This is a genomic window from Streptomyces sp. NPDC051286, from assembly GCF_044455345.1.
Taxonomy (GTDB): Bacteria; Actinomycetota; Actinomycetes; order Streptomycetales; family Streptomycetaceae; genus Streptomyces.
Genome location: NZ_JBITER010000043.1, coordinates 1 through 18,723, shown reverse-complemented (window position 1 = coordinate 18,723; position 18,723 = coordinate 1). Strand labels below are relative to the sequence as shown.

Below are 18,723 nucleotides of genomic sequence, written 5' to 3'. Positions count from 1 at the left end.
CGGCTCGTGGGCACGCGGCGGGCCGTCGTCGGGCAGGGCTGCTCAGGCAGTCGCGGGCGCGGGCTTCTCCGGCTGTTCCGGCTCCGGATCGCCTGCTGCCCCGGCCTTTGCCGCGGCCTCCATCCGGTCGCGCTTCTCGCGCCGGGCCAGCACCACGTATCCGGCGGGGACACCGGCGGCGAACAGCCACCACTGGACCGCGTACGCCATGTGCGGACCGATGGAGCTGTCGTCCGGCGCCGCGATCAGCTCCGGAACGTCGCCGGACGGTTCGGGGGCGGTCTGCTCGATGTAGCCGCCGAGGACCGGCCGGGAGAGCGCCTTGGCCTGCTGGGCGCTGTTGATCAGCATCACCTGGCGGTCCGGCAGGTCCGACAGGTCCTTGATGCCGCTGGTGCCCGTCGTCTCGTCGGCCTTGAGCCGTCCCATGACGGTCACCTCGCCCGTGGGCACGGCCGGGATGTCCGGGAAGGCGCGCTGGTCGTCGGCGGTGGGGATCCAGCCACGGTTGACCAGGACCGTACCGCCGCCCTTGAGGTCGAGCGGGATCAGTACGTGGAAGCCGACGCTGCCGTCGGTGGAGGTCCGGCGGCGCACGACGACCTCGTGCTTCGTGTCGTACGTCCCCGTGGCCGTCACCGCGCGCCAGTAGTCGGAGCGCGGGACCGTGTGACCGGGGGAGGTGAGCGTGGTGACCGGAACCGGCTTCGCCTTCAGGTTGTGCGAGATCAGGGAGTTCTGCGCCACCCGGTTCTCATGCCGGTGGAGCTGCCAGAAACCCAGCTCGACCATCGTGGGAATGAGGACGAGGGCGAGGAGGGCGAGGATCAGCCACTGCCGGGTCAACAGGAAGCGGTACACCCCACGACGGTACAACTGCGTCATGGGGTGCATCGCGGAGGGGGTGGCGGACGGTGTCGCGCGGCCGGGGCTCAGACTCTGTCGATGATGCCCACCTTCCCCTCGGCGCGGGCGCAGTGCCCCCCGCAGAACCAGTGACCGTCGACCTCGACACCCTGGCCGATGACCTGGACCCGGCAGTGCTCACAGATGGGTGCCATCCGGTGAATGGCGCAGGCGAAGCAGTCGAAGACATGCACCGCGCCCTGCGCGTGCACCTCGAACGACATGCCGTAGTCGTTTCCGCAAACCTCACAACGTGCCATGCGCCACAGGGTGGGACGTGGGGACGCCGGGCAGCGAGCGGCGGACGGGCGAGTCGCCCCCGGTTCACTCCGATGACGGCGTCGGCAGAGCAGGAGCCACGGGCGCCCCCCTCGTCGCCGACACCTCGGCCACATCTCTCAGCAGGTGGGTGAAGGCGCTCTCGTCCACGATCGGCGTGCCGAACGCCTTGGCCTTCACCGTCTTCGACGTCGCCGCGTCCGGGTCGTTGGTGACCAGCAGACTGGTCAGCCGGGAGACGCTGGTTGCCACATGCAGCCCGGCCTCGACCGCCCGGTCCTCCAGCAGCTCACGGTCGACGGAGGTGTCCCCGGAGAACGCCACACGCATGCCCTGCATGAGTGGTTTGTCCTTGTCGTACCGCCCGGGGTTGGGATACGGGCAGGCGGGCCGCTTCCGGGAAGGGCGCCAGCTGTTCTGGCTGCCGTACGAGGGCTGATAGCCGACCCTCGGGGTCACCGGGGACTCCGACCACTCGGTCAGTGGGCGGCACTCCAGCAGCGGCAGTCGCACCCCGCCGCGCGCGGCCGCATGCAGACTCGGCCGGAACGCCTCGGCCAGCACCCGGGCGTCGTCCAGCGCGTGGTGCGCACGCTGCTGCACGACTCCGAAATGCGCGGCCAGCGACTCCAGCTTGTGGTTGGGCAGCGGCAGCCGCAGTTCCTTGGAGAGCGCGATCGTGCAGAGCCGCTGCTCGACCGGGGCGACGACCGCCGCGCGGGCGTACTCCCGGGCCAGCATCGACCAGTCGAAGGCGGCGTTGTGCGCGACCAGGACCCGGCCCGCGAGACGCTCCGACAGGGCGGCGGCGACCTCCGGGAAGAGGGGGGCTCCGTCCAGGACATCGCTGGTCAGACCGTGGATCCAGACGGGGCCGGGGTCCCGCTCCGGGTTGACGAGGGTGTACCAGTGGTCCTCGACATCGCCCTGAGCGTCCAGCCGGTAGACGGCAGCGGAGATTATCCGGTCGTCGCGGGCGAGTCCGGTGGTCTCCACGTCGACGACCGCGTACCCCTGCGGGTAGGCGGTCGGCCACGGTGCTGCGGTCTGGGGGTCGTCGAGCATGGTCACAGAGAATACGGGCCGGTACTGACAGTCCCCTATCCGGGAGCCCTCTGTTCGATCGGTCCGGGACAGAGCAACTGGTGCCGTGACCGGCAATGTTTGCCCCGTGAGGAGCGCGGCGCGACGGGGCAAAGCTTGCCGGGAGGGGCACCACGTCCCGCCGCCCGCCAGCAGCCCGTTCACCAGCGCCCGCACGGACACCGTGAACAGCCGGTCCTGATCGGCGGGCCTGGCCGGCGCCCGGGCCGGCGCCCGGTCGTGCTCCGTGGTGGCCGCACTCCATAGATCACTCTCACCGGGGGACCGGAGGGGGAGCGTTCCCGGTTGCGTTCGACCAGCAGGAAGCCGACCGTCTGGAACTGCACCGCCCGCACCGCGTCGGCGGCCCGCGCCCCGAGCAGCCCCGCGGCGTGCACCTCATGGACGAGCGTCTGCTGCGCGGGCAGGAACATCCGTTCCGTGAGACCGCGTTCATGGACCATGGCGATCAGATGGGGGCGGGCGCGCAGTTCGCGGTGGGGGACGACCCCCGGCGAGGCCTGGCGCGACAACTGCTTCGTCGGCGCCAGCTTCATGCGCCCTCACGAGGTGCCGCTGCGCGACCGGATCGGCCTCGACAAGATCATGTGGGGCAGTGACTGCCCGCACGACGAGGGCACCGCCCCCTACTCACGGGAGGGCCTGTGGATCGCGTACGCCGGACTCCCGTCCGACGAGAACGCGGCGATGGCCGGCGGCAACGCGGCCCGCGTCTACGGCTTCGACCTGGCCGCGCTCGACCGTATCGCCACAACCGTCGGCCCGAGAGCCCCTCACTGAGGCCCCGGCTGACGCGACCAGCCCAGCCTTCGCGCCGGGCGGGTCGGTCCGCGTCTGGTGACGGGGCTGGGTGAGACCATCCCCGGGTGACGGATACCCAGGCGCATGACGAGTCCCACGGCGAGGGCCTGGGCGCGCGGCTGAACTGGCTGCGCGCCGCGGTCCTCGGAGCCAACGACGGCGTGGTCTCCACCGCGGGTCTCGTCGTCGGTGTAGCTGGAGCCACCGACGACCGCGGTGCCCTGCTCACAGCGGGCCTGGCCGGGCTGTTGGCCGGTTCGATGTCGATGGCCGCGGGCGAATACGTATCGGTCTCCACCCAGCGAGACTCGGAACAGGCTGCGCTGGCCACGGAGAAACGGGAGCTGAAGGAGACCCCGGAGGCGGAACTCGTGGAACTGACCGGCCTGTTGGAGGGAAAGGGCCTCAGCCACGAAGTCGCCCGCGAGGCCGCCCTCCAGCTCACCGACCGCGACGCGCTGCGCGCCCACGCGGAAGTCGAGCTGGGCATCAACCCGGACGTCCTGACGAGCCCCTGGCACGCGGCGGGCGCCAGCTTCCTGGCGTTCACGGTGGGCGCCCTGCTGCCGCTGCTGGCGATCGTGCTGCCGCCGTCGTCGGTACGCCTGATCATCACGGTCCTGGCGGTCCTGGCCGCGCTGGCGCTCACGGGGTGGTGGAGCGCGCGGCTGGGCGACGCGGCGGCGGGGCGCGCGGTACTGCGGAACATGGGCGGGGGAGCGGTGGCGATGGCGGTGACCTACGGGGCGGGGGCGTTGCTGGGGGCGGTGGGGGTCTAACGGCCTGATCCACTCTCTATCGTGCACCAGGCCGTAATGCCGTGACCTGGACGGTGCCCCTCCGGGCAAAGCTTGCCCGGAGGGGCACCGGGACCTCTCGTTCGGATCATGACGCGGCTGGTCGCAGGCGAGAGGCCGGACATCCGGCGTGGCGCGGCGAAGGGGACTGGAAGCTCAATTTCCAGTCTCCTTGGTGGAGTTCACCGCCCGCGTGGTCCGCTCAGCGCGGGTGCGCCCAGTCGGTCACGGCGACGGCCTCGGTCGCGCCCGACTTGGTGCCGTCCGCGTGGACGGCCGTGACGCGGTAGGTCCGGGACATCCGACTGAGGCGGCTCGGTTCTGCCCGACGGCCCGCCCGTCGGCTCCCCGGAACCGGGGCCGAGCCCGCTCCGCGGGGTAACTCGGTTGCGAAGGGGCCGGCCACCTGGGCGATGATGCCGCATGAGCAGAGAGACGGACGAGGTACGCGAAGCCATCGCGGGCGAGCTGCGACTGATGGACGCCGACGTGCGCACGTCACGGTCGCAGGCCCGGCAGCTGCTGCATCCGGACTTCGTGGAGGTAGGCGCCTCGGGCCGACGGTGGACGTATGAGGACATGCTGGCCGAGCTGCCCGAGTTGGACGGCGCGGCAGAGGGCGGCCCGCGCTTCGAGCCCTCGGACATGACCGGTGTCCTGCTGGCGCCCGGGCTGGTGCACCTCACCTACGAGACCGTGATCGGTGGAGACCGGGCACGACGGAGCTCCCTCTGGCGCAGGCGGAGCGCGAGCGGGAGGTGGCAGATGTACTACCACCAGGCCACACCGGTCCCGCCCGAGGGCACATGAGCGGAATCGTGCGACGGTCTTGTTGGCAGAAGGTGCCAAAGGTTGCTGACATCGCGTCTCGTATACTTGTTGGTAACAACGTCTAGTCCCGGACCGACCAGCAGCTTTACGGTGCTCGCATGGAGCCGAACCTCCCCGATGTCGTGCTGTGGTCCATACCGGCCTTCGTCCTGCTCACCGTTGTCGAAATGGTCAGCCACCGCATCCACCCCGACGAGGACGCCGCCGGGTACGAGACCAAGGACGCCGTCACCAGCGTCACCATGGGGCTCGGCAGCCTCGTCTTCGACCTGCTGTGGAAAGTGCCCATCGTGGCGATCTACACCGCGGTCTACGAGCTGACCCCGCTCCACGTCCCCGTCCTGTGGTGGACGGTCCTGCTGATGCTGCTCGCGCAGGACTTCTTCTACTACTGGTCCCACCGCGGCCACCACGTCATCCGGATTCTCTGGGCCTGCCATGTGGTCCATCACTCCAGCCGGAAGTTCAACCTCACCACCGCGCTGCGCCAGCCCTGGACCTCGCTGACCGTCTGGCCGTTCTATGTGCCGCTCATCGCGTGCGGGGTCCATCCGGCGGCGCTGGCGTTCTGCTCCTCGGCCAATCTCGTCTACCAGTTCTGGGTCCACACCGAACGGATCGACAAGCTGCCCCGGCCCTTCGAGTACGTACTGAACACGCCCTCCCACCACCGGGTGCACCACGCGTCCCAGGGCGGCTACCTCGACCGGAACTTCGGCGGCATCCTGATCCTGTGGGACCGGCTCTTCGGTTCTTTCACCGCCGAGACCGAGCGGCCGGTCTACGGGCTCACCAAGAACATCGCCACCCACAACCCCCTGCGCGTGGCGACCCACGAGTACGCCGCGATCGCCCGGGACGTACGGGCGGCGGGCAGCTGGCGCGAGCGGGCCGGGCGAGTCTTCCGCGGGCCGGGGTGGCAGCCGGCGCCCAAGGTCTCCGCCACCGTCGTCCCCGCACCCGGTCGCACCGGATGAGCGCCGCCACGGCCGCTGATCCGCGGGCGCGCCTCGTACGCCCCCTGCTCATCGCCTTCCTCGTCGCCTCCGCCGTCGATCTCTTCGGTCTCCTCGCCGATGCCGGCATCGCCCACCTCGTCGCCAAGCCGCTGCTCATGCCGCTGCTCGCCGGGTACGCCGCCGCCCGCCGCGGCCCCCGGCTGCTGATCGCCGCGCTGCTCTTCGGCTGGGGCGGCGACACCTTCCTGCTGGCGGACGCCGACACCGCCTTCCTCATCGGCATGGGCTCCTTCGCCGCAGGTCATGTCTGTTATCTCTGGCTCTTCGGGCGCGCCCGGAGTTCCGTGCTGCTCGGCGTCGCGTACGCGGTCGTCCTGGCCGGCTTCCTCGTCCTGCTCTGGGGCGGGCTGCCCGCAGACCTGAGGATCCCGATGGCCGGGTACAGCCTGCTGCTGACCGCGATGGCCTACCGGTCCAGTACCTTCGGCCGGTACGCGGCCGTCGGCGGGGCGCTCTTCCTGCTCTCCGACACGCTGATCGCCACCGGCATCGCCGACCTGCCCCAGCTGCCGGCCCCCGACTTCTGGATCATGCTCACCTACATCGCTGCGCAGTTCCTGCTGACGGTCGGAGCGCTGGCACCGGGTGCGCCATGGGCCGCTGTCGCCCCTGGGGCGTACCGTGAGCGGAGTATCAGTATCTGAGATCAGCAAGGACCCCCACGCATGCGCGCCACCGTCATCCACGCCCCCCACGACATACGCGTGCAGGAGGTGCCGGACCCGACGATCCAGCAGCCCACCGATGTGGTGCTGCGGGTCCTGCGGGCGTGTATCTGCGGCAGCGACCTGTGGGCGTACCGTGGCGAGTCCGCCCGGCAGCCAGGCCAGCGGATCGGCCACGAGTTCCTCGGGATCGTCGAGGAGGCGGGCTCGGAGGTCGCTGGATTCGCGGTCGGCGACCTGGTCGTCGCCCCCTTCGTCTGGTCCGACGGCACCTGCGAGTACTGCGCCGAGGGCCTGATGACGTCCTGCCCGCAGGGCGGCTTCTGGGGCTCGGTCGGCTCCGACGGCGGCCAGGGCGAGGCCGTCCGCGTGCCGTTCGCCGACGGCACACTGGTCAAGCTCCCGGCCGCCGCCGCGTCTGACGACCGGCTGCTCACCGCGCTCCTGGCCCTGTCCGACGTGCTCGGTACCGGCCACCACGCAGCCGTCGGCGCGGGTGTGAAGCCCGGCTCCACGGTCGCGGTCGTCGGTGACGGGGCGGTCGGCCTCTGCGGCGTCATGGCCGCCAAGCGGATCGGCGCCGAGCGGATCATCGCGCTGGGCCGCCACCGGACGCGTACGGACATCGCCCGCGACTTCGGCGCCACGGACGTCGTCGCCGAGCGCGGCGAGGCGGCCGTCGCCGCCGTACGGGAACTGACCGGCGGCGCGGGCGCGCAGGCCGTGATCGAGGCCGTCGGCACCGAGCAGTCGATGCGTACGGCGGTCGGGATCACCCGCGACGGCGGCTCGATCGGCTACGTCGGCGTGCCGCACGGCAGCGGCACCGGGCTGGACCTCGGCGTCATGTTCGACCGGAACATCGCCCTGCGCGGCGGCGTCGCCCCCGTGCGTGCGTACATTCCGGAACTGCTCCCCGACGTCCTGTCCGGCACGATCGACCCGTCGCCCGTCTTCGACCTCACCATCGGCCTCGACGACGTCCCCGCCGGCTACCGGGCGATGGACGAGCGTACGGCGCTGAAGGTCCTCATCAAGCCGTAGCGGACGCCGGCAGTGACCTGTGCGAGCCCGGCGCACGAGACATGTCCGCCGGGCCCGTCCCGGTCAGTGGGTGCCGCTGGTGGCAGCAGCGGTGACACTCCACACCGGGGAATCCGCGCCCAGCCGGCCCGGCGGGCGCGACCAGTCCGCGGGGCCGCCCGCGAAGGACACCGGCGGCAGGGCGTACCGCAGGCGTCCCATCTCGCTGTCCGTGCTGCCGAGGTACTTCTCGGGGTCGTACGTCTGAGCGGCGCCGTCGGCCGGCTGCCCCGACAGGCCCGTGCACAACCAGTGCGCCGTCTGTCCGAGCGCCAGTCGCAGCAGCCGCGAGCCGCCGTCGTCGTGCTGCTCGGACAGCGCCCGCAGCACCCCCGCCGCCAGCAGGTACCCGGTGCCGTGGTCGAGGGCCTGCGCGGGCAGCGCGCCCGGGGCTTCCGCGCTTCCCTCCAGCGTCGCGATGCCGGTGGCCACCTGCACCAGGCTGTCGAAGCCGCGCCGCTCGTGCCACGGCCCGTACCGGCCCCACGCGGACACCTGCGCGAGGACCAGACCGGGACGGCGTACGGCGAGCGCCTCCGGAGTCAGGCCGTACGCCTCCAGCGCGCCCGGCCGGTATCCGGTCACCAGTACATCGGCGTCGGCGAGCAGCTCCTCGAACGTCGCCCGCCCGGCCCGGTCGCGCAGGTCCAGGGCGACCGACCGCTTGCCGAAGCCCGTGTCGCTGTGGGCGTCCTGACTTTCCGGCAGCTGCGGCGCGTCGATCCGCAGCACGTCCGCGCCCAGCAGCGCCAGCGTGCGGGTGGCGACCGGACCGGCGAGCACCCTCGTCAGGTCCAGGACCCGGAGCCCGGCGGCGGGCAGCAGCGGCGGACCCGACAGCGGGGTGAGGCGGCGCGGCGCCACCTCTCCCGGTGCCTCGGTCCGTTCGAGCGTGAGCAGCGGGCGTGCGGCGATCATGGCGCCCTGCTCGTGCGCGGCCCACTCCTCGGGGGTGCGCAGCGCGACGGCCAGACCGCCCGCGGTGTACACCGTCTCCTCGATCTCCACCGAGCGGCGCTCGGCGAGCACGGCCGTCACTGTGTCCACCCCGGTGTCGCCGGGCAGGCCGAGCGCAGTGAGCAACCGGGCGCGGTGGTGGGGGTAGTTGGCGTGGGTGCGGACCCAGCCGTCGGCCGTCCGCCAGAACCGGGACAGCGGGGCGAACGTCGTCGGCGCGCGTCCGTCGATCCGCAGCTGCCGCTCGCTGAGGAACGCCGTGCCCACCGCCCCGTCGTCGATCCGGACCTGCGGTACGCGACCGGCGCCGCCCCCCGTGCGGCGCGCCGCGAGTTCGGCGGCGGCCAGCGAACAGACCGCGACAGTGGAGCGGGCCAGTTCCGGGACGGGCAGCCGCGCGGGCAGCGCACCGGTCGGTCCGCCGAAGCCGATACGGCCGAGAAGAGCGGGGTCACCGCCGAGAGCGGCCCAGGCCTGCTCCGTACCGGAGTTCTGTACGTGTGTCATGTCCGCACTATGGCACTGAGTGCCACCTGGCGGAAGGGAGGGCCGGGGGATGCCCCTGGCCCTTCCCCCGTCTTCGACCTCACCATCGGCCTCGACGAGGTCCCCGCCGGCAAACGGGCGATGGACGAGCGTACGGCGCTGAAGTTGCTCGTCGAGCCGTGACGCCATGACGACGGGGCCGGACGGGAAGTGCTTCCCGTCCGGCCCCGGTTGCGCAGAGGTGCGGAGCCGACTACTTGACGGCGTTCAGGGCGTTGACGATGCCGTGGCCGTAGTAGCCGTTGACCTTGCTGTCGCCCTTGCAGGTCGTCGCGTCGATCAGCTGGCCGGCCGAGTTGTAGACCTTCGCCGGGCAACCCGGGTTGACGGCCTGAGCCTTCAGCATCTCCTGGAGCTGCGCGGGGGTGGCCTTCGGGTGCGTGCTCTTCAGTAGCGCGGCGACGCCCGCGACATGCGGGGTCGCCATCGAGGTGCCCTGCTTGTAGCCGTACTTGCCGTCCACGACCGTCGAGAGCACACGGCCCGCGTTGCCGCGGACGACGGGGTCGGAGCTGTTTCCGTCCGGAGTGTCCGGGATCTGCCACTTGTCGCCGCCGGGGGCGGACACGTCGACGACGCCCAGACCGAAGCTGGAGTAGTACGACTTGAAGCCCTTGACGCCGGTCGCGGACACCGTGACGACGCCCGGCAGCTGGGTCGGGATGTCGAAGCACTTGTGGGGGTCGATGGTGCGCGTCCCCGTAGTGGAGTCGTTCGGGCTGGAGCTGTCGACGATGCTGTCGGAGTTCAGGTCGTAGTTCTCGTTGCCCGCCGCGGCGACATTGAGGACGCCCTTGCGCTCGGCGTACTTCGTGGCGCGGGTGAGGGCGTCGAGCAGAGCCTTCTGGTCCGGGTCGTCCTGGCAGTTGAAGTACCAGGGGTCGACGTAGTAGCTGTTGTTGGTCACCTCGATGCCGTGCTCGGCGGCCCAGACGAAGCCGCAGACGACCGCCTCGGTGTAGAAGAAGCCATCGCCGGGCTCGCTGACCTTGATGCCGGCCACCTTGACACCGGGGGCGACACCGGTGACGCCGATGCCGTTGCGGGCGGCGGCGATCGTACCGGCGACGTGGGTGCCGTGGTCACTGCCGGTGGGGCCCGGGTACGGACGCCAGGCGCCCTCGGTGGTGTCCGCCACGCCGCCGACGCAGCTGGCCGACTGCTCCTTGGAGAAGTTCGCCTTGAGATCGACGTGGGTGTCGTCGACACCTGTGTCGATCACGCCGACGGTGACCGAGCGGCTGCCGTCGTTGATCTTGCTGGCCTCGTCGGCCTGGATGGCGCGCATGTCCCACTGGTTGGGCTCCAGCGGCTCCTGGCCCGGACCCGCGGCCGCGGCGGCCTTCGCGGCCTCCTCGGCGGTCAGCAGCTCGGTGCTGCCCTCTTCGGTCGTGGCGACGGACCGGAGCGGGGCGGTGCGAGTGGCACCGGCCGACTCGACGCCCGGGGTCTTGCGAATGGTCTTCGCGAAGTCGGGGTTCGAGGAGTGGACGACGATCACGCCTATGCGGTCGTGCGACGTCACGATCGTCCCGCCGGCTGCGGCTATCGCTCGGCGCACCACATCCGTGCTGTGTACGGGGGTGGTGTTGACGACGTACGACAGCTTCGGGCCGTTCGTCGAGACCGCCGCCGTGGGCAGTCCGTCCGACGGGGCGGCAGATGCGGCACTCGTCGGCAGGAAGCCGAGCGAGGCCGTGAGGGCCAATCCGACGGGCAGCGTCAGTGCGCGGGTCCGCCTGGATCCCAGATGCGCCATGGGGTCTCCACATCATCCGTGTCAGCCGGCCGGACACGAGGTGTGTCCGGACGTGTGTATGAACGGTGAAGTTATCGCTGATCATCCGGCACATCAATGAATTGACGACATTCAGTTCGAAGGGTGCCGCCGATCGGGCGAAGCGGAGAAGCGGTAACGCGCGGTGAACCGCTTCGCCGCGCCGCACGTGCCGTTGTCAGGGGAGTCGCACCACCAACCCCCCGACATCGAGGTTCTGTTGTGAAATCCACCGCCCCCACCACCGCACCCGCGTCGCGAGGAGACTCCGTGGCTACCGATGCATCGCCGCCCAAGGCCGGTCCGGACACCGGCCCCGCCCAGCCCACGACAGAACGGTTCGCCGAGGTCCAGGAGAGCGCGGAGTTCGGCGAACTGCGCCGCGCGCACCGCTCGTTCGCCTTCCCGCTGACCATCGCGTTCGTGCTCTGGTACCTGCTCTATGTGCTGCTGTCGAACTACGCCGGCGGCTTCATGGGCACCACGGTGTACAGCAACATCAACGTGGCCTTCGTGTTCGGTCTCGCCCAGTTCGTCACCACCTTCCTCATCGCCTGGTTCTACGCGCGGCACGCCGCGGCGAAGCTCGACCCGAAGGCCGAGGCCATCAAGTCCCGTATGGAGGACGACGCATGAGCGCCGCGTACCACTCGCACCCCGTGATCCAGCTCGCCGCCTCGTCCACCGCCGAGCACCGGCCGCTGATCATCACGCTCTTCGCGGTCTTCGTCGCCGCGACCCTGGGCATCACCGTCTGGGCGGGCCGGCAGACCAGGAGCGCCTCCGACTTCTACGCGGGCGGCCGCCAGTTCACCGCCTTCCAGAACGGACTCGCGGTCTCCGGTGACTACATGTCCGCCGCCTCGTTCCTCGGAATCGCCGGCGCCATCGCCCTCTTCGGCTACGACGGCTTCCTCTACTCGATCGGCTTCCTCGTCGCCTGGCTGGTGGCCCTGCTGCTGGTCGCGGAACCGCTGCGCAACTCCGGCCGCTACACGATGGGCGACGTCCTCGCCTACCGGATGCGGCAGCGCCCGGTACGTACCGCCGCGGGCGTCTCCACCATCGTCGTCTCGATCTTCTACCTGCTGGCGCAGATGGCGGGCGCGGGTGTGCTCGTCTCGCTGCTCCTCGGTATCACCAGCGACGCCGGAAAGATCCTCATCGTCGCCCTCGTCGGCGTCCTGATGATCGTGTACGTCACCATCGGCGGCATGAAGGGAACCACCTGGGTGCAGATGGTCAAGGCCGTCCTGCTCATCGCCGGTGCCCTCCTGATGACCTTCCTGGTGCTGCTCAAGTTCGACTTCAACATCTCCGACCTGCTGGGCACGGCCGCCGGGAAGAGCGGCCACGGAGCGGCGTTCCTGGAGCCCGGCCTCAAGTACGGCGCCACCGGCACCTCGAAGCTGGACTTCCTCTCCCTCGGCATCGCCCTGGTCCTCGGCACCGCCGGACTCCCGCACATCCTGATCCGCTTCTACACCGTCCCGACTGCCAAGGCCGCCCGTAAGTCGGTGAACTGGGCCATCGGCATCATCGGCGCCTTCTACCTGATGACGATCGCGCTCGGATTCGGCGCCGCGGCGCTCATCGGCCCGGACGAGATCAGGGCGAAGAACCCGGCGGGCAACGCCGCGGCTCCGCAGCTCGCCGAATACCTCGGCGGGGTCGGTACGACGGGCGGAGCGGTGCTGCTCGCCGTGATCTCGGCCGTTGCCTTCGCCACGATCCTCGCCGTCGTCGCGGGCCTCACCCTCGCCTCCTCGTCCTCCTTCGCCCACGACATCTACGCCAACGTCATCCGCAAGGGGAAGGCCACCGAGAAGGAGGAGATGCGGGCCGCCCGCTGGGCCACCGTCCTCATCGGCGCGGTCGCCATCATCCTCGGCGCCTTCGCCCGCGACATGAACGTCGCCGGTCTGGTGGCTCTCGCCTTCGCGGTCGCCGCCTCCGCCAACCTCCCGACCCTCCTCTACAGCCTTTTCTGGAAGCGGTTCACCACCCAGGGCGCCCTGTGGTCGATCTACGGCGGTCTGGCCAGCTCGGTGATCCTGGTGCTGTTCTCGCCGGTCGTCTCCGGCAACGCGAAGACATCGATGTTCAAGGGCGTCGACTTCGCCTGGTTCCCGCTGGAGAACCCGGGCCTGATCTCCATCCCGCTGGGCTTCCTGCTCGGCTGGCTCGGCTCCCTCCTCTCTAAGGAGGAGCCGGACAAGGGCAAGTACGCCGAGCTGGAGGTCAAGTCCCTCACCGGCGTCGGTGCCCACTGACGAGCGGGAATTAATCGAAAGGTTCGAGCCACGCACCACGCTGTTGCCGCGGCCGCGTCGTAGAGTCCTACGACGCGGCCGCGCCGTACCTCGTGGCAATCGGGCCACCTGCGTGTCGCAGGTCTCGCGTAGTCTCGGAGGAGTCAGATCCGCAACCGGGATCCACCGGGGGAGGGGGCCCACCATGCTCATCGACACCTACGACCGGGTCGCCACCGACCTGCGCGTGTCGCTGACCGACCGCTGCAACCTGCGGTGCACCTACTGCATGCCCGAAGAGGGACTGCAGTGGCTGGCCAAGCCGGACCTGCTGAGCGACGACGAGATCGTCCGGCTCGTCCGTATCGCCGTCACCCAGCTGGGGATCACGGAAGTCCGCTTCACCGGCGGCGAGCCGCTGCTGCGCCCCGGCCTCGTCTCCATCGTCGAGCAGTGCGCGGCGCTGACACCCCGCCCGAAGTTGTCCTTGACCACCAACGGCATCGGGCTGAAGCGCACCGCAGCCGCCCTCAGAACCGCCGGACTGGACCGGGTCAATGTCTCCCTGGACACCCTGCGCCCCGACGTCTTCAAGACCCTCACCCGCCGCGACCGCCACCACGACGTGCTGGCAGGCCTCGAAGCCGCCCACGGCGTCGGCCTCACCCCGGTCAAGATCAACACCGTGCTGATGCCGGGGCTCAACGAGGACGAGGCCCCCGACCTGCTCGCCTGGGCCGTGGAGCACGGGTACGAGCTCCGCTTCATCGAGCAGATGCCGCTCGACGCCCAGCACGGCTGGAAGCGCGACGGGATGATCACGGCAGGCGACATCCTCGCCTCGCTGCGCACCCGTTTCGCCCTCACCGCCGAGGGCGAGGACGAGCGCGGCTCCGCCCCCGCCGAGCGCTGGCTCGTCGACGGCGGACCTCACCGGGTCGGCGTCATCGCCTCCGTCACCCGCCCGTTCTGCCGGGCCTGCGACCGCACCCGGCTCACCGCCGACGGCCAGGTGCGGACCTGCCTGTTCGCCCGCGAGGAGACCGATCTGCGCGGCGCGCTGCGGTCCGAGGCCCCGGACGAGGAGATCGCCCGGATCTGGCGTCTCGCGATGTGGGGGAAAAAGGCCGGATCCGGTCTGGACGACCCGTCGTTCCTGCAGCCCGACCGCCCGATGTCGGCGATCGGCGGCTAGCTCCGTACTTCGCGGGTAACCCGTTGGTCTCTGGCCAGCGGGGATGTGTGGGTTCCAGGCCGAGGAGGTCGAGCAGGTGGAGCTGTACGCCCCGGTTGATGACGACGGTGGGCGGGGCGGTGGCGCTGCTGACTCGCAGGCGCAGGCCGGAGAGGTGGTAGAGGATCATCCGGCCGGTCGGCCGGACTGCCTGGTTGCCCGGATACAGGCCCCGCATCTTCTGTTCGGGTCCCAGGGAGCGGCGGACTTGGCGTTCGATCAGGCAGAACAGCAGCAGGGCCAGGCAGATCACGGTGATCAGTGCGGCGAGGCGCTTGTTGTCCTGACGAAGATCGGTGTGACGGCCAGGGGGCCCTTGAAGTCGCTCTAGCGGCGCTCGACGGCGTCCTGGCCTTTGTAGCGTCGCAGGACCTCGGCGGGATCGGCCTGCTCGGGGGTGAGGGTGGTCAGCAGGGCGTACCAGCCATCGACGGCCTGTTCGGCCTGGAGCACGTCGGTGTCGAAGTGCCAGGTCAGGGGGGCGGCCCGTGTCGTCAACGGTGATCTCGGTGCGCAGGCGCAGCCAGTTGAGCCCTTGTTGTGCCGGTCAGTGGCCCGGACGGCAGTTCCAGCCCCGGCCGTCGCGTATCAGCGCGCCGGATTGTTCCAGGTTGGTCAGGCTATAGGGGACCGATGCCGCGCTCGCGGACCGACTGGGCCGCGGAACTCCGCTGACGGACCCGACCTGCCGTCCGCCTGGCAGGGTCACAACGCCGACGACCAGGCCGAACGAAAAGGGGGGCTGCTCCGTCGTAGCACTGAGAGGCCGAAGGGCCTTCGGTGATGCCGGAGAGACGGAGGGCGGGAGATGGAAGCGAAGCCGCGGGTGCGGAGCGGGTGGATGAGGACTCTGGCGGTGGCGGCGGTCCTGGTGGTCGGGGGGACCGGCTGTACGACGAAGGGGGAGACCGACGGGGGTCTCCAGGCGGGCGGCGCCTCCGAGGAGAAGTGCGCGTACCTCGTGAAGTACGAGGGGCGGTCCTACCTCGACGTGAGGGGGCGGTCCGTGACCGACAAGAAGTTCACAGTCGGCAAAAACCTCGGTACCGGTCTGCTGCCCGGGTGTGACGAATCGGGCGAGGTCGACGGCACGGAGAAGTCGGAGAAGGTGACCGTCTACGAGGTCGAGGGCATCGATCCGGCGGTCGCCGTGGCGGCGGGGAAGACCCCGGGCGAGGCCGTGCTGGTGGCGGTCCAGGGCGCGGATCTCACGTCGCTGGACGCAGCTTCCTGAATCCGTCGTTGAGTCTGGCCAAGAATTCGACGACGGTACCCGGCTCCTCGTCGGTGAAGCGGCGGCGCGTCACCTCAGTGGCCTCGGCGAACGGAGAAGAAGTCCCGGGCGAGCTCCTGGGTGCGCTCCTCGTGGCGGAGGTGGACGACCCTGCGGTCGTCCGCCTCCCGCACCCGGCGGTTGTGATCCGCCTTCTCCAGCCGGTCCAGGTACGCCGACACGGCGCCCGAAGTGAGGCCGAGCTCGCACAGAGCCGGATCACCAGCCGCACGCCAAGGCGCAGATTCTCACCGATCCGGCTGGGCATCCCTTCTGCGGCGTCAGGGCTGAGGGCTCGCGGGGGCTTGGGCGCCGCCCCCAGGCCCTGCCCGCGCGCGGTGATCGCCCCCGGCCCGAAGAACGGGACGGGGGCGATCACGGTGCATCAGGTGTGACGGGTCAGGCGGCTGTTAGTCCAGCGGGGCGGTGGAGTTGGGCAGCAGGTCGCCGACCTCGATCCCGCACTGGCCCTCGATGTTCGCGATGACCGTGGGGCGCACGGTGTCGGCCTGGGATGCCAGGCTGTCGTCACCGTTGTGGTACGCGGCCAGGACACTGAGGTCCGTGGCGTCCTTCCCGCTCTCCTTGGCGACGAGCTGGTTCAGGATGCCGCCCAGCTCGGGCGAGGTGAGCTTGCTCGCCTCGGAGACGGCGAGGGGAGTGGCTATCGAGCAGAAGGTCTCGACGGGTTCGTCGACGCCAGCGACGGCCTCGTACCGCGCGATCGGGTCGAGGTCGAAGTTGGCCTCCGCCAGCGGGTCGGGGTTGGTGGTGGTCAGCAGCGTCTCGACGTAGTCTGCTGACTTGCCGACGGTGAGCTCCGCGACGGACTCCATGATCACCTCGGCGCCCTCCGAGGTAAAGCCCCCATCCTTCGGCTTGTCGTCGTCGTGGGCCTTCACGGCCGTGCCGAACTGGGCTGCGGTCACGGTCTCGCCCTGGTACTCGCCCGCGCCGATCGTTCCGCTGTCGTATGGCAGCGCCGCCTGGGAGCCGATCGCCGACCAGGTTCCGTCGGCGAGCTGGGCCAGCGACAGCACGTAGGTGTGTCCCGGCTCGAGACGCGAGCTCTGTTCCAGCGCCATCGGCGTGCGAGTGTCGCCCTTGAAGGACCAGCCGTCCACGACCATGCTCAGCGTTCCCGGAGGCGTGGGAGCGCCGGGGCGCGACCAGACCACCTCGCCGATGTCCAGGGCGATGCGTCTACTGATGTAGCCCTCGCCGGCCGCGACCTCCTCGGGGCTGGCGGGGATCTCGGCCTCCGAGGTGACGTTGACGACCGCGACCTGGTCCCCGTAGGAGACCCAGTCGATGGGCGATCGGTTGGGTAAGCCGTCCTTGCCCTGGGCGATGATGACATCCGGGCGTTCGTGACTGTCGGCGGCGACGAGCGGGGCCAGGAAGGCGGCCGCGCCCAGGGCAGCCACGCCGGCGATGGCACTGAGGAGCTTGACTTGGGTGCTCATGGTGACGGGAGGCAACCTTCCTAGTAGGTGGCGTTGATGTTCTGCACGTTGTTGCTGCCCAGCCCGTACACGTCGTTGTACGACATGCAGCCGAGCCGGTTGTCGTACAGGCCCAGCTTTGGGGACGCCTGCGGACCGTGAGTCAGGCCGACGGCGTGGCCTGTCTCGTGGCACGCGTCGGACTTGTTGATCGCGCCAATTGACGAGGTGTTGTCGTTGAAGCGGACGTAGTGCTGGTCGCACTTCAGCGTGGTGACCGCGTCGTCGCACCAGGCGCGCCCGATGGTGGTCGCCGGGAGGACGCCTGCCTGGTAGATGATGTCGGTCTCCGAAGAGCCGGTGTACTCGCCGGAGCTCTTGATGGAGACCGCGAGGTCGGTGGGGCTGTAGTAGCCGGTGAGTGCCGAGCTGATCACGCTCTTCTCGCCGGAGGTGAGGGAGCCCTGACGGTAGACCGTGAGGGTGGCGTTGTCGGTCTGGCAGAACGTGCCGTTCGACATGGTGCCGTCATAACAGGGCGCGAAAAAGTTGCCCGTGGGGTAAAACGGGGCTCTCCGGCTACCCGCGACCTACTTTGCGGCTGGTGTCGGCTAGGACTCCGGGGCCAATACCAGGACCGTGCCCCGCCAGCCGAAGAAGACCACAGTCACGAAGTCCTGAAAGCTATTGGCGGATTACTTGTTCTCTGGTGTCCGGGCTGGACTTCGGGGCCGTCCCGGAGGGGGACATAGTCTACGACGTTCGCCTCGTCCAGGTCGAGCGCGGCATAGACACAGTCGGCGACCTTGGAGGCGGGGGCTGGGGCGATGAACCCGGTCCCGGCGGCGATCAACGCGCTCACATTGGCGTAGGAGATGAGCTTGGAATCGCCGACCAGCAGGAAGTCCTTCGGCCCGGCCATCTGACGCAGGGCGGTCATGGTGCCGGTGATCTGGGAGATCTCCGCGGCGCCCCGTCGATGACCCGGGACAGCAAGGGGATCCCGCCGTCGCCGGAGACCGCGAGCCCGGTCTAGATCTGCTTGAGATCGAACCTGCGGTCCTTGGGGTGCCCGTGCTTGACCTGGGGATACTCCTCGTCCTGGTCGTCGGCGGGGTAAGCGCCGTGCAACGACATGGACGTCATGTCCCAGTGCATCGTCGCCACATCGATGCCGAACTCGCCGATCGCGCGGGCACCGATGCTGTCGGTGATCTCCTGCAGGTGCGGGGCAATCGCGTCCAGGGCCCGGCCAAGCCGGTCGTCGTTGAGCAACTCGCTTTCGATGCCGAAGACCTCTTCCACAGCCCAGTCCCGCGCCCAGTCATCCACCCGCCACAACGATGCGGGCGCGGTCAGCCGGTTGGCCACCAGGACCTCGATGACCTGGCCGTGCTTCACATGAGCGGTCTCACGGCCTGGGCACAGACGGTCGACGATCCCGGCCATGGTCAGCCGACGGGAAAACTCAGCAGCGACAGGCAGAGCGCCCAGACGCTTCTCCACCACAGCGCTGACCACGCATTCCATACGTGGACGCTGCGATCGTGGCCGCGGAGACCAGAAAGTTTTCGTCACGCCCGGTCAACGCCACCACCCCCGCAACAGACACCGCCAGGCTCCCAACTCGACCTGAATCAACGACCCGCGAAGTACGGAGCTAGCCGGAGACTTCGCACATGGGGGTTTAGGTCTGTAGCCAGCGGGGTCGGGTTTCATCGATGCCGAGGAGTTCGAGCAGGTGTGCTTCGACT

The 18,723-nt window shown here is 69.8% G+C and carries 21 protein-coding genes and 3 pseudogenes; 12 read left to right on the top strand and 12 right to left on the bottom strand.

Annotated features, from left to right (window positions below; genetic code table 11):
- Positions 1-42: 42 nt before the first annotated feature.
- The 4 genes and pseudogenes from ACIBB8_RS30265 to ACIBB8_RS30250 all read right to left on the bottom strand — a co-directional run.
- A complete protein-coding gene (locus tag ACIBB8_RS30265; RefSeq protein ID WP_398957533.1) occupies positions 43-861 on the bottom strand; it encodes an SURF1 family protein in 819 nt (272 codons plus the stop codon).
- 71 nt (positions 862-932) lie between these two features.
- Positions 933-1,166: a hypothetical protein gene (locus ACIBB8_RS30260; protein WP_358860900.1), complete on the bottom strand. Its 234-nt coding sequence runs from the start codon at positions 1,164-1,166 to the stop codon at positions 933-935.
- Positions 1,167-1,230: 64 nt separating this feature from the next.
- Positions 1,231-2,256: a DEDDh family exonuclease gene (locus tag ACIBB8_RS30255; protein WP_398957531.1), complete on the bottom strand. Its 1,026-nt coding sequence runs from the start codon at positions 2,254-2,256 to the stop codon at positions 1,231-1,233.
- Between the two features lie 159 nt (positions 2,257-2,415).
- A pseudogene (locus ACIBB8_RS30250) lies at positions 2,416-2,765 on the bottom strand (TetR/AcrR family transcriptional regulator); the annotation flags it as partial.
- 10 nt (positions 2,766-2,775) lie between these two features.
- Between ACIBB8_RS30250 and ACIBB8_RS30245 the strand changes: the two are divergent.
- The 6 genes and pseudogenes from ACIBB8_RS30245 to ACIBB8_RS30220 form a co-directional block, all read left to right on the top strand.
- Positions 2,776-3,130, top strand: a pseudogene (locus ACIBB8_RS30245) (amidohydrolase family protein); the annotation flags it as partial.
- A 25-nt stretch (positions 3,131-3,155) separates the two neighbouring features.
- Positions 3,156-3,869: a VIT family protein gene (locus ACIBB8_RS30240; RefSeq protein ID WP_398957479.1), complete on the top strand. Its 714-nt coding sequence runs from the start codon at positions 3,156-3,158 to the stop codon at positions 3,867-3,869.
- Positions 3,870-4,310: 441 nt separating this feature from the next.
- Positions 4,311-4,697, top strand: a complete 387-nt coding sequence (locus tag ACIBB8_RS30235; protein WP_398957477.1) for a DUF4440 domain-containing protein — start codon at positions 4,311-4,313, stop codon at positions 4,695-4,697.
- A 119-nt stretch (positions 4,698-4,816) separates the two neighbouring features.
- Positions 4,817-5,695, top strand: coding sequence for a sterol desaturase family protein (locus ACIBB8_RS30230; protein ID WP_398957475.1), 879 nt, complete (start codon positions 4,817-4,819; stop codon positions 5,693-5,695).
- Positions 5,692-6,381: a lysoplasmalogenase gene (locus ACIBB8_RS30225; protein WP_398957473.1), complete on the top strand. Its 690-nt coding sequence runs from the start codon at positions 5,692-5,694 to the stop codon at positions 6,379-6,381. The genes ACIBB8_RS30230 and ACIBB8_RS30225 overlap by 4 nt, the downstream gene beginning before the upstream one ends.
- Before the next feature lie 21 nt (positions 6,382-6,402).
- Positions 6,403-7,446: a zinc-dependent alcohol dehydrogenase family protein gene (locus ACIBB8_RS30220; protein WP_398957471.1), complete on the top strand. Its 1,044-nt coding sequence runs from the start codon at positions 6,403-6,405 to the stop codon at positions 7,444-7,446.
- A 63-nt stretch (positions 7,447-7,509) separates the two neighbouring features.
- Here the strand turns inward: ACIBB8_RS30220 and ACIBB8_RS30215 are convergent, their stop codons facing one another.
- Positions 7,510-8,949 carry a CoA transferase gene (locus ACIBB8_RS30215; RefSeq protein ID WP_398957470.1) on the bottom strand — a complete coding sequence of 480 codons (1,440 nt, stop codon included), beginning with the start codon at positions 8,947-8,949 and terminating at the stop codon, positions 7,510-7,512.
- Positions 8,950-9,009: 60 nt separating this feature from the next.
- Between ACIBB8_RS30215 and ACIBB8_RS30210 the strand changes: the two are divergent.
- Positions 9,010-9,111 (top strand): annotated as a pseudogene (locus ACIBB8_RS30210) (alcohol dehydrogenase); the annotation flags it as partial.
- A gap of 70 nt (positions 9,112-9,181) precedes the next feature.
- Here ACIBB8_RS30210 and ACIBB8_RS30205 read toward each other — a convergent pair.
- Complete coding sequence (locus ACIBB8_RS30205) at positions 9,182-10,747, bottom strand: S8 family peptidase (protein ID WP_398957468.1); 1,566 nt, start codon at positions 10,745-10,747, stop codon at positions 9,182-9,184.
- Between the two features lie 288 nt (positions 10,748-11,035).
- On the opposite strand from ACIBB8_RS30205, the gene ACIBB8_RS30200 reads away from it, so the two are divergent.
- From ACIBB8_RS30200 to ACIBB8_RS30185, 4 genes are all read left to right on the top strand, one after another.
- The gene (locus tag ACIBB8_RS30200) at positions 11,036-11,401 is read left to right on the top strand and encodes a DUF485 domain-containing protein (protein ID WP_398957466.1); all 366 of its coding nucleotides are present in this window, start codon (positions 11,036-11,038) and stop codon (positions 11,399-11,401) included.
- On the top strand, positions 11,398-13,038 hold the full coding sequence (locus ACIBB8_RS30195) for a cation acetate symporter (protein ID WP_398957464.1): 1,641 nt from the start codon (positions 11,398-11,400) through the stop codon (positions 13,036-13,038). Before ACIBB8_RS30200 ends, ACIBB8_RS30195 begins: the two co-directional genes overlap by 4 nt.
- Before the next feature lie 184 nt (positions 13,039-13,222).
- Complete coding sequence (moaA, locus tag ACIBB8_RS30190) at positions 13,223-14,212, top strand: GTP 3',8-cyclase MoaA (protein WP_398957462.1); 990 nt, start codon at positions 13,223-13,225, stop codon at positions 14,210-14,212.
- A 76-nt stretch (positions 14,213-14,288) separates the two neighbouring features.
- On the top strand, positions 14,289-14,582 hold the full coding sequence (locus tag ACIBB8_RS30185; RefSeq protein ID WP_398957460.1) for a hypothetical protein: 294 nt from the start codon (positions 14,289-14,291) through the stop codon (positions 14,580-14,582).
- On the opposite strand, the gene ACIBB8_RS30180 is transcribed toward ACIBB8_RS30185, so the two are convergent.
- Positions 14,579-14,749, bottom strand: a complete 171-nt coding sequence (locus ACIBB8_RS30180; protein ID WP_398957458.1) for a hypothetical protein — start codon at positions 14,747-14,749, stop codon at positions 14,579-14,581. The genes ACIBB8_RS30185 and ACIBB8_RS30180 overlap by 4 nt on opposite strands.
- A 343-nt stretch (positions 14,750-15,092) precedes the next feature.
- Between ACIBB8_RS30180 and ACIBB8_RS30175 the strand changes: the two genes are divergently transcribed.
- Positions 15,093-15,485 (top strand): DUF6281 family protein, encoded by a 393-nt coding sequence (locus tag ACIBB8_RS30175; protein ID WP_398957455.1) that lies wholly within the window; start codon positions 15,093-15,095, stop codon positions 15,483-15,485.
- A gap of 74 nt (positions 15,486-15,559) precedes the next feature.
- On the opposite strand, the gene ACIBB8_RS30170 is transcribed toward ACIBB8_RS30175, so the two are convergent.
- From ACIBB8_RS30170 to ACIBB8_RS30150, 5 genes are all read right to left on the bottom strand, one after another.
- On the bottom strand, positions 15,560-15,706 hold the full coding sequence (locus ACIBB8_RS30170; protein ID WP_398957453.1) for a hypothetical protein: 147 nt from the start codon (positions 15,704-15,706) through the stop codon (positions 15,560-15,562).
- A 228-nt stretch (positions 15,707-15,934) separates the two neighbouring features.
- The gene (locus ACIBB8_RS30165; RefSeq protein WP_398957450.1) at positions 15,935-16,990 is read right to left on the bottom strand and encodes a hypothetical protein; all 1,056 of its coding nucleotides are present in this window, start codon (positions 16,988-16,990) and stop codon (positions 15,935-15,937) included.
- Between the two features lie 20 nt (positions 16,991-17,010).
- Positions 17,011-17,490, bottom strand: coding sequence for a hypothetical protein (locus ACIBB8_RS30160; RefSeq protein WP_398957449.1), 480 nt, complete (start codon positions 17,488-17,490; stop codon positions 17,011-17,013).
- 146 nt (positions 17,491-17,636) lie between these two features.
- Complete coding sequence (locus ACIBB8_RS30155; protein ID WP_398957447.1) at positions 17,637-17,909, bottom strand: hypothetical protein; 273 nt, start codon at positions 17,907-17,909, stop codon at positions 17,637-17,639.
- Positions 17,910-18,001: 92 nt separating this feature from the next.
- Entirely contained in the window at positions 18,002-18,499 is a 498-nt protein-coding gene (locus ACIBB8_RS30150) for a DUF4277 domain-containing protein (RefSeq protein ID WP_398957445.1), read from the bottom strand.
- Positions 18,500-18,723 lie beyond the last annotated feature (224 nt).